Genomic DNA, 12,955 nt, shown 5'->3' with positions numbered 1-12,955 from the left:
GGCGGCCTGCCACCGCCGGCCTCACTGCGCGGGCTTGACCGCGTGCCCGCCGAACTGCTGGCGCAGCGCGGCCACGGCCTTCATCGCCGGGGACTCGTCCTGCCGGGACGCGAAGCGCGCGAACAGCGCCGCGGAGATCACGGGCAGCGGCACCGCGTTGTCGATGGCCTCGTCGACCGTCCAGCGGCCCTCGCCCGAGTCGTCCACCCAGTCGTCGATCGCCGCCAGCGCCGGGTCCTCCTCGAGCGCCTTCACCATGAGGTCGAGCAGCCACGACCGCACGACCGTGCCGCGCATCCACGCCTTCATCGTGCCGTGCACGTCCGTGACGATGTCCTTGGCGGCGAGCAGCTCGTAGCCCTCCGCGTAGCTCTGCATGAGGCCGTACTCGATGCCGTTGTGGACCATCTTCGCGAAGTGCCCCGCGCCCACCTCGCCGGCGTGCACGAAACCCTCCTCGCGGGGGCCCTCGGGCCGCAGCGCGTCGAAGACGGGCATGAGCGTCTCGACGTGCGCGCGGTCGCCGCCGCACATCAGGCCGTACCCGTTCTCCAGACCCCACACGCCGCCGGAGACGCCCACGTCGACGTAGCCGATACCGTGCTCGGCCAGCTCTGCCGCGCGCGCCTGGTCCTCGGGGTAGTGCGAGTTCCCGCCCTCGACGACGACGTCACCCTCGCCCAGCAGCGTGCCCAGCTCCTGCACCACGCCGCGCGTCGGGTCGCCGGCCGGCACCATCACCCACACGACGCGACGGTCCGCGGGCAGCGCGGCCACGAGATCCGCGAGCGACGCGACGTCCGACACCTCGGGCCGCGGGTCGTACCCGGTGACCTCGATGCCGCCGCGGCGCAGCCGCTCGCGCATGTTGTTGCCCATCTTGCCCAGACCGACGAGTCCGATGTGGCTGACCATGGGTTCCTCCGGGTGCGGTACGGGCGAGCGGGCGGGGACGAGCTCAGCCGGCGAAGCGGATCGGCACGAGCAGGTAGCGGTACTCCGACGAGTCCTCGCCGTCGAGCGACTCCTGGCCGGTGAACTCCACAGGCTTGTTCGGGTGCGTGAACGACAGCCGGACGAAGTCGGTACCGAGCGCCCCGAGCCCGTCCAGCAGGAACTGCGGGTTGAACGCGACCTGGATGTCCTCGCCCACCAGCACCGCCTCGAGGGCCTCGGACGCCTGCGCGTCGTCGCCCTGCCCTGCGTCGAGCACGACCTGACCGTCCGTGAACGACAGCCGGATCGGCGTGTTGCGCTCCGCCACGAGGGACACGCGCTTGGCGGCCTCGATGAGCGGCGCGGTGGCGACGACGGCGTGGATCGGCGTCGCGTCCGGGAAGAGACGCCGCACGGGCGGGTAGTCGCCGTCGACGAGCTGCGACGTCGTGTGGCGGCCGCCGGCCTCGAAGCCGATGAGGTCGACGCCCTGGCCCGTGGACAGGCCTACGTTGACGAGGCCCCCGCCCCCACCGAGCGACTTCGCGACGTCGGTCAGGGTGCGGGCGCGCACGAGCGCGACGGCCGAGTAGCCCGGCGTGGCCGGCGTCCAGGTGAGCTCACGCAGTGCCAGTCGGTACCGGTCGGTGGCGATGAGGGTGATGCGCTCGCCCTCGATCTCCATCCTCACGCCGGTGAGCAGGGGGAGCGTGTCGTCGCGGCTCGCGGCCACGCTGACCTGGGCGACGGCGTGCGTGAGCGCGTCGCCGGTCACCGTGCCGCTCAGCTCGGGCATCTGCGGCAGCGTCGGGTAGTCCTCCACCGGCATGGTCAGCAGGGTGAAGCGCGAGGCGCCGCACGTCAGGACCACCTTCGTGCCCTCGAGGGTGACGTCCACAGGCTTGTGGGGCAGGGCCCGGGAGATCTCGGCCAGCAGCCGTCCTGAGACGAGCACCGTCCCCGGCTCGGAGACCTCGGCGGGGATCTCCGCCCGCGCGGACACCTCGTAGTCGAAGCTGGACAGCCAGATCGTGCCGGCCGTGTCGACCTCGATGCGTACGCCCGCGAGCACCGGTGCCGGAGGGCGCGTGGGGAGCGTGCGCGCCGTCCAGGTCACGGCCTCGGCCAGGACGTCACGCTCAACCCGGAACTTCATCCCACTCCTCGCGTTGTCGACCCTTGTCGATCGAAGCGGACGTGCGGGCGTGGGGCCGTTGGCCCGGGACCGGCCCGGACCGTCGTCATGACCCGACCTGCCTCGTCGTCCGAGCCAAACCCTACGCGAGACAGGGGCTCTTCGGCACGTGATCCTCAGGCTGAGGGGCGGGACCGCCCTGGATCGCCTCGCCGCCCTGATGAAGGTGTGGGGAATTTCTTGATGATCAAACGTTCGTCATCGTCATCGGGGTTGTGGAATCTGGGGATGACGGACGTTTGTGCAGGTCAGAGGGCTGTTCAGGGTGTGGAGGCCGTGGGGGCGCCGCTGTGGACAACACCTTGTGCCTGTGGGCGACGGAATCTGTACCCACAGCCGTCCACCGATCGGGGCGTCGTCGTCCACGGATCTGCCGCGGTGGTCCACACGCGTCCACAGAGTTATCCACAGGTGTGAATCTCTCCCGTGTCCGCGCAGCGCCGCTTGTCCACGGTATTGCTCCACAGGCCTGGGGACAGATGCAGCGCAACTGGCCGTTTCCGGGCATCTCCCTGTGGGCAGGCATGTGGAGAGACGCCGACGGGCCCGGATCCACAGCCCTGTGGAGAGCGTGGTCGGGCCCGTGAGGCGGTTCGTCGTGCGGAAAGAGGTCAGCCGCGGTGCTGCTGCTTGATGCGGCTCGTGAGCTCGGTCACCTGGTTGTAGGTGGAACGACGCTCGGCCATCTGGCCCGCGATCTTCTTGTTCGCGTGCATCACGGTGGTGTGGTCACGGCCGCCGAACTGCTGGCCGATCTTCGGCAACGACAGGTCGGTGAGCTCCCGGCACAGGTACATGGCGATCTGACGGGCGGTGACGAGCACGCGCGAGCGGGAGGAACCGCACAGGTCGTCGATCGTGAGCCCGAAGTAGGCGGCCGTCTGGGCGATCACCATCGACGGGGTGATCTCCTGCGTGTCGTCGTCGGTGATGAGGTCCTTGAGGACGATCTCCGCGAGGGCCAGGTCCACGGCCTGCCGGTTGAGGTTCGCGAAGGCCGTGACGCGGATGAGCGCCCCCTCGAGCTCGCGGATGTTCGTGGAGATGCGCGAGCCGATGTAGCTGAGCACCTCGGCAGGGACGTCGAGCCGCTCGCTCGCGGCCTTCTTGCGCAGGATCGCGATGCGGGTCTCGAGGTCCGGCGGCTGGACGTCCGTGATGAGGCCCCACTCGAAGCGCGAGCGCAGCCGGTCCTCGAAGCCGTTCAGCTGCTTGGGCGGGACGTCGGAGGTGATCACCACCTGCTTGTCCGCGTTGTGGAGGGCGTTGAAGGTGTGGAAGAACTCCTCCATCGTCTGTTCCTTGCCCTCGAGGAACTGGATGTCGTCGATGAGGAGGACGTCGACGTCGCGGTAGCGACGCTGGAAGGCCCCGGCGCGCCCCTCGCCGATGCTGTTGATGAAGTCGTTGGTGAACTCCTCCGAGTTCACGTACCGCACGCGCACATGGGGATAGAGGTTGTGGGCGTAGTGGCCGATGGCGTGGAGCAGGTGCGTCTTGCCGAGCCCGGAGTCGCCGTAGATGAACAGCGGGTTGTACGCCTTGGCCGGGGCCTCGGCGACGGCGACGGCGGCGGCGTGGGCGAACCGGTTGGACGATCCGATGACGAAGGTCTCGAAGATGTACTTCGGGTTGAGACGGGTCGGCTCGGCCGACTGCTTGGGGCTCGGCGGCAGCGGGGGCGCCTCCGGCTCGTCGGGGATGCCGGGCTCCGGGGGAGCCGTGTAGTCCTGCGACGGTCCGGTGAGGGTGTCGCTGCTCAGCTCCGGGTCCACGGTGATGCCGAAGCGGATGTCGCGCCCGAGCGTGGAGGCCATCGCGGACACGAGCTGGTCGCGCACGCTGGTCTCGAGGTAGGCGCGTGTCTGCTCGTGCGGCACCGCGATGAACACGGTGTCCTCGAGGATGGCCATCGGCTTCGCGAGCTTGATGAACGCGAGCTGCCGGGCGCTCATGTCCGGCCGTGCCTCGAGAGTGGCGAGCGTGTGTGCCCAGACGTCGGTGATGTTCTCGTCCGGCTGGGCCACGGGCGTCGTCCTTCGGGTCGTTCGGGATGGTCAGCGAGGTCGCGAGTCTGCCACGCCAGATCTCCGTCCACAGCGTTGTCCACATGCTGTGGAACCTGTGGACAATGCTGTGGGCGATGACCGGACCGGGCGAACGGCGCGCCATCGCGCCGAGGTGCGTGAGGTCCTCCACATCGTAGCCACCAGCCGGTCCGGGTCGCCCCCGGGCGGGTTTGACCTGAGGGGCCTCCACGGCGTAACGTCGGACAGCCGTTCCAGGTCCTTTCGCGCGCCCTTAACAGGGCTGCCGGTCCTCGGGTCGGCCCGGTCGGTGCTTCCACGTCTCGTACGCGAGCCCGACCTGCGACAAGACCTGCATCGTCGAGGAACTGACGGTGTGCCTCCCCGACGTTTCTTGGAGTACCTCGTGAGCAAGCGGACTTTCCAGCCGAACAACCGCCGTCGTGCCAAGACCCACGGCTTCCGGCTGCGCATGCGCACCCGCGCCGGCCGCGCCATCCTGGCGAACCGTCGGCGCAAGGGTCGCGCCGAGCTCTCTGCCTGACGGATGTTGCCCGCGGCGCACCGACTGCGCCGTTCCGTCGACTTCGAACGGACGGTGCGCCGTGGCACGCGTGCAGGTCGATCGACCGTGGTGGTGCATCTCCTCGTCGACCCCGACGCCGGCCTTGAGGCCGGCGTCGGTGCTGTCGCGGGCGATGCCCCGCCACAGGTCGGTCTTGTCGTATCCAAGGCCGTGGGGAACGCCGTGCACCGGAACCAGGTGAAGCGCCGCCTGCGGCACATCGCCGCGGCGCACCTTCCCGCCATCCCCCCTGGGTCCCGGATGGTCGTTCGCGCTCTGCCCGCCTCGAGCGGCGCCACCTATGCGGAGCTCGACAAGGACCTCACGAGCAGCCTCGAGCGCGCCCTCGCGCGCGCCCGGAGGACGACGTGACCGCCTCGACGTTCGACCGCGGGCGCGACGCGCTGCGGAACCTCCCGGCGACCGTCCTCATCGGCGTCCTGCGCGTCTACCAGTCGGTGATCTCCCCGCTGACGGGGCCCACCTGCAAGTACTACCCGTCGTGCTCCCAGTACGCGATCATCGCGATCCGTACGCACGGGACGCTACGGGGAACCGGCCTCGCTCTGTGGCGGATCCTGCGGTGCAACCCGTGGAGCCTCGGCGGAGTCGACGACGTCCCACCCGCTCGTTCTCGCCATGTCGATGTCGACGCGGCAGGTCACGAGCACCGCGGCGCAGCACACCACTGACCCTCCCGGACCGCGCCGCCGGGGACGCAGACTTTCCGACAGAGGAGACAATTCGGGATGTTCGACACCATCCTCTACCCCATCGAGTGGGTCGTGGCCTGGATCATGTACGGGGCGCACGCCCTGTTCACGACCCTCGGGATGCAGGACGGCCCTGGCTGGGCATGGGTGTTCTCGATCGTCGCCCTGACGGTCGTCATCCGTATCGCACTGATCCCGCTCTTCTTCAAGCAGATCAAGGCCTCGCGCGGGATGCAGATGATGCAGCCCGAGCTGCAGGCGGTGCAGAAGAAGTACAAGGGCAAGACCGATCCCGCGTCCCGCGAGGCCATGGGCCGCGAGACCATGGAGCTCTACCGCAAGCACGGCACGAACCCCATGGCGTCGTGCCTGCCGATCCTTCTGCAGTCCCCGATCTTCTTCGCGCTGTTCCGGGTCCTCAACAATCTGCAGGGCATCGCAGAGGGTACGCACAAGGCCATCGGTCCGATCGACCAGAGGATCGCCGGCGACATCGAGTCGTCGAGCCTCTTCGGAGCGCAGCTCTCCGACGTCTTCCGGACGACCGACTCGATGACGTCGCGCGTCGTCGTCATCTGCCTCATCGTCCTGATGAGCGCCACGATGTTCTTCACCCAGCGTCAGCTCACGATGAAGAACATGCCCAAGGCTGCCCTCGAGGGGCCGATGGCGAGCACGCAGAAGATGATGCTCTACATCCTTCCGGTGATCTTCCTGATCTCGGGCATCAACTTCCCTGTCGGCGTGCTGATCTACTGGGTCATCTCGAACCTCTGGTCGATGGGCCAGCAGTTCTACACGATCAAGAAGATGCCGGCTCCCGGCTCGGAGGCGGAGCGTCTCCTGAAGGAGAAGCAGGCGCGGAAGGCAGCGGCCAAGGGCGCCATCGAGGCGACCCCGGAGCCCGAGCCCGAGAAGCCCCGCGGGCAGCGTGAGCAGCCCAAGCGCAAGAACCGCCAGAAGCGCCGTTGAGCAGCGAGAGGAATCGAACACCGATGACGACGGACACTCCGGTGGAGCACGGTCCCGACCGTACGAAGCGCCTCGAGGAGGAGGGCGAGATCGCGGCGGACTACCTCGAAGAGCTGCTCGACATCGCCGACCTCGATGGGGACATCGACCTCGACATCCAGCACGACCGCGCCGCGGTCGAGGTCGTGGCGGACGAGGACGAGGACCTTTCTGCTCTGGTCGGGCGTGACGGTGAGGTGCTGGAGGCGCTGCAGGAGCTCACCCGCCTGGCCGTTCAGGCGCGGACGGGGGAGCGGAGCCGGCTGATGCTCGACATCGCCGGGTTCCGTGCGGCTCGGCGGCAGGAGCTCACGGCGCTGGCGGAGGACGCGATTCGCACCGTGCGCGAGTCCGGTCGCGAGGTCGAGCTCGACCCGCTCAACGCCTTCGAGCGCAAGGTCGTGCACGACGCCGTCGCGGCGGCGGGCCTGATCAGCGACTCGCGTGGCGTGGAGCCGGCACGGTACGTGGTGGTGCAGCCGGCCGCGGAGCAGGACGGCGCGTCGGAGTCCTGAAGGACGTCTCGAGAGCCCGTTGTTTCACGTGAAACGACGGGCTCTCGGCATGTGGTGGGAATGCAAGGGAGAGATCGTGAGCGACGAGACACAGGTCCCCACGGGCGATGACGGGGACGCGGAGCTCGGTCAGAGCGACGCCGTCCGCGAGTACTTCGGTGACCGCTACGAGCTGGTGGCTCGGTATGCCGCGAGCCTGAGGGACGAGGGCGAGCTGCGTGGCCTCATCGGACCGCGCGAGGTCGCGCGCCTGTGGGAACGCCACATCCTCAACTCGGCCGCCGTGACGCCCTACCTGGGCGACGTGCGTTCTGTGGCAGACATCGGCTCGGGTGCCGGTCTCCCCGGCCTCGTGCTGGCGATCCAGCGACCGGAGGTCGAGGTCCACCTCATCGAGCCGATGGAACGTCGGACGGCGTGGCTGCAGGAGTGCGTCGAGAACCTGGGCCTGGAGAACGTGCTGGTGAAGCGCGGGCGCGCGGAGGAGTACCACGGCGCCTTCGAGGTGGACGCCGTGACCTCGCGTGCGGTGGCGGCGTTGAGCAAGCTCGCGCGGATGAGCCTCCCGCTCGTACGCAAGGGCGGCGCGATGGTCGTGCTGAAGGGTCGCAATGTCGAGCGGGAGATCGAGCCGGCTCGCAAGGTGCTGCGGTCCTTCAAGACCGCTGAGCCGGAGATCCTTGAGGGGCGCACGGTCGACAACGTCGAACCCACCACGATCCTCCGCGTGCGGCGTGCCTGACTGTCGCTAGCGCTCCGGCACGTGGACGTTCTGCCTGTCCACGGGCCGGAGTTTTGACCCGTCACGACGCCGGTGAGGCCGTAGAGTGAGCGCGGAGCACCGGGCCGTGGCGTCGTACGTGCGGCGACTCGGGTGCACAGTCCCTGTGACGAACCGGAGGAGTGGCACGTGAGCACGAGTACGGAGCACGTCGACGACGTCCCGCAGAACGATGGGACCGCGACGGGTGATCCGCACGTTTCACGTGAAACCGCGCCGGCCTTGTCCTGGGCGCAGGGTGGGCTTCCTCCTGCCATCGACGGACACAGGGCTGCGCTCGTCGCGTCTGTCCCCGAGGCCGACGAGTCCACGCCTCTCGCCGCGCAGCTCGCGATCGACGCGCGGCGTCGGATCGAGCTGCAGGGACGGCAGTTCCCCCGCCCTGCCCGCACCCGCATCATCACGGTGGCGAACCAGAAGGGCGGCGTCGGGAAGACGACGACCACAGTGAACATCGCCGCCGGGCTGGCCCAGTCGGGCCTGAAGGTGCTGGTCATCGACAACGACCCGCAGGGGAACGCGTCCACGGCGCTCGGCTTGGAGCATCGTGCCGGGACGCCTTCGATCTACGAGGTCCTGGTCGAGGACGAGCCGCTCGCCAACACGGTCCAGGAGTGCCCGACCGTTCCAGGACTCTACGGTGTGCCCGCGACGATCGATCTCTCCGGTGCGGAGATCGAGCTCGTCTCGCTCGTTTCACGTGAAACACGTCTGCGGCGTGCGCTCGACGCCTATCTCGCCGAGAGAGAGGAGCGGGGAGAGGACCAGATCGACTACGTGCTTGTCGACTGTCCCCCCAGCCTCGGCCTGCTGACCGTGAACGCGTTCGTGGTGGGCCGCGAGGTGTTGATCCCGATCCAGTGCGAGTACTACGCGCTCGAGGGCCTCAGCCAGCTGCTCAAGTCGATCGAGCTGATCAAGGCGCACCTGAATCCTGTGCTTCGCGTCTCGACGATCCTCCTCACGATGTATGACGGCCGGACGAATCTCGCGCAGCAGGTCGCGGCGGAGGTGCGGGAGCACTTCCCAGATCAGACGCTCCGTACCACTGTCCCGCGCTCGGTCCGCATCTCCGAGGCTCCGAGCCACGCGCAGACCGTCCTGACCTACGACCCGAGCTCGACGGGATCTCTGGCCTACCTCGAGGCCGCCCGGGAGCTCGCCGAGCGCGCGCCGCAGCGCGCTGACCTGCGATGACGGTCGGGGGCGGCGTGCCGACAGGGCGATTGCGCGCGGCGGCGACGTGGGGCGCCCGGCCCTGCAGCGGGGATGTGGAAGGTTCTCCGTCTGTATGGGGGCGGGGCGGTAACTTCAGCACGAACAGGGAAGCGCGGAGCCAGATGGTTCAGGAGGCTGGGGCATGAGTCAGAAGAAGCGTGGTCTGGGTCGCGGGCTCGGCGCACTGATCCCTTCCGGGCCGGAAGGTGATCGTCCGGTCGACGTCTTCTTCCCTGCGGGTGAGGGTCGTGACACGACCGAGAGCGGCAGTGCTGCCGCTCTCGGCTATGCCGAGCGTTCGGCAGCTGAGAATGGAGAGGACGGCGGACGCGCTTCGCGACGGTCTGCGTCGTGGGACTCGGCGATCGCGGGTGGTCGCCTGAGTATCCGGACGGGCGGCGAGCCGCAGGTGAGGGCGCCCGGACCCGCAGGTTCTGCCGCTTCGGCCTCGGTCCTCACCGACGAGCCCGATGCTCCGACCGACGCCGGCGGCCCAGGTGCGGAGCGTGTCGAGGAGGAGTCCCTCGGCGCCGACGGTCTCTCGTTGGGCCTGATCACCAGCATCGAGTTCCCGGATGTCGACGAACCCGCTGATTCTACGTCCGCACACGGAGAGTCGGAAGCGGCAGCGCCCGCTGTGGAGTCGGCCGCGTCGGAGGCTGCGACGTCCCTGGATGTCGGGTCTGCAAACGACGTTTCACGTGAAACGGAGCTCAAGCCGGTGCCTGGGGCCCGGTTCGCTGAGCTCCCTGTGGAGTCGATCCGTCCCAACACCTGGCAGCCGCGGACCGTCTTCGACGACGGTGATCTCGACGAGCTGGTGGCGTCGATCTCGGAGATCGGTGTGCTCCAGCCGATCGTGGTTCGACCCGACGCCTCCGATCCCGAGCACTACGAGCTCATCATGGGGGAGCGGCGGTGGCGCGCCAGCCAGACTGCAGGACTCGAGACGATCCCTGCGATCGTCCGCGAGACCGACGACAGCGACATGTTGCGGGACGCGCTCCTGGAGAACCTTCACCGTGCGGCGCTGAATCCCTTGGAGGAGGCCGCCGCCTACCGGCAGCTGCTGGACGATTTCGGGTGCACTCATGAGGAGCTTGCATCGCGGATCGCCCGGTCGCGCCCGCAGATCTCGAACACGCTGCGTCTCCTGAAGCTGCCCCCGTTGGTGCAGCGACGGGTCGCCGCAGGTGTGCTTTCGGCCGGTCATGCGCGAGCTCTCCTCTCGCTCAGTGACGGCGCGGAGATCGAGCGACTGGCGCAGCGGATCGTGTCCGAGGGCCTCTCTGTGCGGGCCACGGAGGAGATCGTCACGCTGCTGACCAGCGGCGACACCGATTCACCGACGCGCCGCGCGCCGCGCGCGGGTCAGCGCAGCGAGGCGATGGACGAGCTCGCGACCCGACTTGCTGACCGGTTCGAGACCCGCGTGAAGGTGAGCATCGGGAAGACAAAGGGGCGGCTCACTGTGGAGTTCGCCTCGGTCGAGGACCTGAACAGGATCCTGGGCGTGATGGCGCCCGAGGACCCTGGGCTCCTGCGTTCGGGACCTGCCTGACACTGGTTGCTATGGACGGGCATCGCTCCTCGGAGGAGTGATGCCCGTTCTGCGTGCCAGGGACGACCCAGAACCGCCAGCGGCGGCGACATAGCGCTCGGGTGAGTACCCGGTGAGTCGTCTGGTCCCGCGCGCGCCGCATCGTGAGGTTCGGTGGCCTATCGTGGCTCGTCGTCGGAGCCCGCCGGGATTCATGTTTCACGTGAAACGCGTGGGCGTCCCGGAGTCGGACGAGACCGAGGGTGTGGTCGGGGCAGGGAGCCCCGCGAGGAGCCCAGGGTGTGGCCGCGCGACGACAAGGCCCGGGAGGCTCCCGGCGGGCGGGGCGCTCGAGGGAGCAGAGACGCGGCCGCGCACGTGAGGGCGAGGCGAGCGGTGTCGAGCCAAGAGCGGGGGGTGCCGCTGGCGGGGTGGTGGACGCACGGAAGGGCGGTCGCCGGACCTGCCTTGCCCACGGCAAGGGCACCGCGTGCTGTCTGGCGAAAGACAGGGCCAGAGTCAAGCGCGTGTCTCCTACCCGTAGGAATCGGGTGGGCGGCACGCCGGTTGTCGACTCATCTGGCTGGGCGCCGGAGCGGGTCCTTGAGCGGCGACACACGCGCTGTGCACGACGTGAGCGTGTGACGCCATTTCTGCCGGTCCCCGGCGTGCATGAGGCCGTCGATGGTCGGCGCGAAGGGAGAGGCAGGTCGGCGTCGGCACCTTCGATCGACAGCGCAGCTCGATCTCGACGGAGGGGTCGAGCGTCAGGGTGAGGCGCGCGCGAGGTTCGCCAGGGCCGTTCCAGCGCGGAGCGTGAAGCGGCGGATGCACCAGGGTGCCGTTGCGGCGGGCCCACGGCACTTCGGTTCACGACCCGTTCCACGTGAAACATCGATCGGCACCGTATCCAGCGATCTCTGAGGCGACGCGACGCCCGTCACGCGAGAGCGGGCCGTCCCGTTTCACGTGAAACGGCGCATCGTGCCGACGAGGCCACTTGCGGACGTCGTGACCCAGATCCACATGGCGAGGGCGCGCCCGCCATCCACGACGGCGAGCGACCCAACGAGAGCGCAGGAGGACGACGCCCCGCGGCGCGCAACGGTTGCTGACGCGGCCGGTACTGGATCGGCAGGCGAGGATGCGCCATCCAGGGGAGCCAGGAGCCGCCATAGACCCCACGGCCACGGGGGCGGGGGAGGGGGGGGCGCCCGCCACCGAGCGCTGCCTGGTCCACGCCAGAGACGGACGTGGCACCACCTCGATGGGGTGGCACCCTTGCTCAGGGTGTAGGGCAAGCCCGCCGCAGCATTGTGCCGAGGTGCCGAGGTAGCAGGGTCAGCGCTGAGGCACGCACTCTCGTCCCGGTGTCCCGGTGTCCCGGTGTCCCGGTGTCCCGGTGTCCGGTTCGCCGACTTTGGTGATCCCAGCGGTCGCTGAGGACCGGAGTGGTCGAACTCAGTGTGGTCTCGGTGCGAGGGTGCGGAGACGTCGACGACGCGGGTATCGCGCCTCCGATGACGGCCAGGCCGAGGCCGGCATTGGTGCTGGGGACACATCGCGGACTAGCTCGCCATCAGCCAGGCGCCTTGGATCGTCGCAGTTCACAGGCCTGTTGGCGCACTGAAGAGCGGACATACACGGTGATCGGCGGCCCGACGTTCGGGCGCCGGGGTCCGAGGAGCGGGGCGGCGCGGGGCCATCGGAGAAGAGCGGGGAAGGCTCGGTCGCCTTGACCGGTCGAGGCGTCGAACGGTCGGAGAATCTCGAGGTCCGGGGCCCTGGGTCGGGACGGCGACATTCCACGGCCACACCGCGTGGAGGGGAGCGTGGACGAGCCAGCCCACGTGAAGTCCGGGCTTCGGCACGTCGCGCACGGTCCGAGGGGTAGCGACACTGGATCGGCCGGCCTCGCTGGGTCGCCCTTGACATCATGTGTGGTGGGCGGATCGAGAAGTCGTCGGGCGGGCGCGGACGCCCCGCCGAGCGGCTCATCCCGACACGCTGCCGGGACGCGGGCCGGAGTCGATCGTCGCGCGACGTGCCGCCATCGCCCGCCACCGCCCCCGCGAGGGCGATGGCCGGGGCGTACCGCGCCATCCGCCACTCTCAGGAGAATCGGAGCGACACGGTCACATCCGGCAAACCAGAACGCGCTCGCTCGGTCGGGCGCAGTCGAGGACTGTCGAGAGTAGACCTGTGCGCTGAGTGGCACGTCAGGTCGCACCCGGATGAGGTGCCGTCATGGGCCCGGGGGCGAGTGACGGGGCCCTTGCCGCGGGTCGACCTCACGCTCGACCACGGTGCACAGCGCCGCGGGCCAACGGCACCGGTGACGAACGGGATGCTCGCCGTGCCGAAGGGCGCAGTGCGACGGACTTCCGTGGCGTGACCCACGGGGAAACCTTGTCGTTCGGCACGGCGGAGGTGCGGAGGACTGATACCGGACCG

The 12,955-nt window shown here is 69.1% G+C and carries 11 protein-coding genes; 8 read left to right on the top strand and 3 right to left on the bottom strand.

Features of this window, described 5'->3' with window-relative positions; genetic code table 11:
• Positions 1-21: 21 nt before the first annotated feature.
• The 3 genes from gnd to dnaA form a co-directional block, all read right to left on the bottom strand.
• Complete coding sequence (gene gnd / locus ACFCZN_RS01725; protein WP_429762807.1) at positions 22-915, bottom strand: phosphogluconate dehydrogenase (NAD(+)-dependent, decarboxylating); 894 nt, start codon at positions 913-915, stop codon at positions 22-24.
• Between the two features lie 43 nt (positions 916-958).
• Positions 959-2,092 carry a DNA polymerase III subunit beta gene (gene dnaN, locus ACFCZN_RS01720; RefSeq protein WP_430555612.1) on the bottom strand — a complete coding sequence of 378 codons (1,134 nt, stop codon included), beginning with the start codon at positions 2,090-2,092 and terminating at the stop codon, positions 959-961.
• Positions 2,093-2,742: 650 nt separating this feature from the next.
• The gene (gene dnaA / locus ACFCZN_RS01715; RefSeq protein ID WP_429762809.1) at positions 2,743-4,158 is read right to left on the bottom strand and encodes a chromosomal replication initiator protein DnaA; all 1,416 of its coding nucleotides are present in this window, start codon (positions 4,156-4,158) and stop codon (positions 2,743-2,745) included.
• A gap of 406 nt (positions 4,159-4,564) precedes the next feature.
• On the opposite strand from dnaA, the gene rpmH reads away from it, so the two are divergent.
• The 8 genes from rpmH to ACFCZN_RS01675 all read left to right on the top strand — a co-directional run bounded on the left by rpmH (position 4,565) and on the right by ACFCZN_RS01675 (position 10,522).
• A complete protein-coding gene (gene rpmH, locus ACFCZN_RS01710; protein ID WP_013840089.1) occupies positions 4,565-4,702 on the top strand; it encodes a 50S ribosomal protein L34 in 138 nt (45 codons plus the stop codon).
• Between the two features lie 3 nt (positions 4,703-4,705).
• Complete coding sequence (gene rnpA / locus ACFCZN_RS01705; protein WP_430555611.1) at positions 4,706-5,095, top strand: ribonuclease P protein component; 390 nt, start codon at positions 4,706-4,708, stop codon at positions 5,093-5,095.
• Positions 5,092-5,415, top strand: a complete 324-nt coding sequence (gene yidD, locus ACFCZN_RS01700) for a membrane protein insertion efficiency factor YidD (RefSeq protein WP_429762812.1) — start codon at positions 5,092-5,094, stop codon at positions 5,413-5,415. The genes rnpA and yidD overlap by 4 nt, the downstream gene beginning before the upstream one ends.
• A 57-nt stretch (positions 5,416-5,472) precedes the next feature.
• A complete protein-coding gene (yidC, locus tag ACFCZN_RS01695; RefSeq protein ID WP_430544843.1) occupies positions 5,473-6,408 on the top strand; it encodes a membrane protein insertase YidC in 936 nt (311 codons plus the stop codon).
• A gap of 23 nt (positions 6,409-6,431) precedes the next feature.
• The gene (locus ACFCZN_RS01690; RefSeq protein ID WP_429762814.1) at positions 6,432-6,962 is read left to right on the top strand and encodes a protein jag; all 531 of its coding nucleotides are present in this window, start codon (positions 6,432-6,434) and stop codon (positions 6,960-6,962) included.
• 76 nt (positions 6,963-7,038) lie between these two features.
• The gene (rsmG, locus tag ACFCZN_RS01685) at positions 7,039-7,704 is read left to right on the top strand and encodes a 16S rRNA (guanine(527)-N(7))-methyltransferase RsmG (RefSeq protein ID WP_430555610.1); all 666 of its coding nucleotides are present in this window, start codon (positions 7,039-7,041) and stop codon (positions 7,702-7,704) included.
• Positions 7,705-7,998: 294 nt separating this feature from the next.
• Complete coding sequence (locus tag ACFCZN_RS01680; protein WP_429763209.1) at positions 7,999-8,940, top strand: ParA family protein; 942 nt, start codon at positions 7,999-8,001, stop codon at positions 8,938-8,940.
• Between the two features lie 163 nt (positions 8,941-9,103).
• Positions 9,104-10,522, top strand: coding sequence for a ParB/RepB/Spo0J family partition protein (locus tag ACFCZN_RS01675; RefSeq protein WP_430555609.1), 1,419 nt, complete (start codon positions 9,104-9,106; stop codon positions 10,520-10,522).
• The last annotated feature ends 2,433 nt before the right edge of the window (positions 10,523-12,955 follow it).

Source organism: Isoptericola sp. NPDC056134 (assembly GCF_042264825.1).
Lineage (GTDB): Bacteria > Actinomycetota > Actinomycetes > Actinomycetales > Cellulomonadaceae > Isoptericola > Isoptericola nanjingensis.
The sequence above is the reverse complement of the archived record's forward strand: the minus strand, read 5'-3'. Positions and strand labels throughout refer to the sequence as shown.

What these genes read in the sequence shown, in the direction of transcription:
- gnd (WP_429762807.1), bottom strand. Translation starts at nt 915, where the DNA reads ATGGTCAGCCACATCGGACTCGTCGGTCTGGGCAAGATGGGCAACAAC.
- dnaN (WP_430555612.1), bottom strand. Translation starts at nt 2,092, where the DNA reads ATGAAGTTCCGGGTTGAGCGTGACGTCCTGGCCGAGGCCGTGACCTGG.
- rnpA (WP_430555611.1), top strand. Translation starts at nt 4,706, where the DNA reads ATGTTGCCCGCGGCGCACCGACTGCGCCGTTCCGTCGACTTCGAACGG.
- yidC (WP_430544843.1), top strand. Translation starts at nt 5,473, where the DNA reads ATGTTCGACACCATCCTCTACCCCATCGAGTGGGTCGTGGCCTGGATC.
- ACFCZN_RS01690 (WP_429762814.1), top strand. Translation starts at nt 6,432, where the DNA reads ATGACGACGGACACTCCGGTGGAGCACGGTCCCGACCGTACGAAGCGC.
- ACFCZN_RS01675 (WP_430555609.1), top strand. Translation starts at nt 9,104, where the DNA reads ATGAGTCAGAAGAAGCGTGGTCTGGGTCGCGGGCTCGGCGCACTGATC.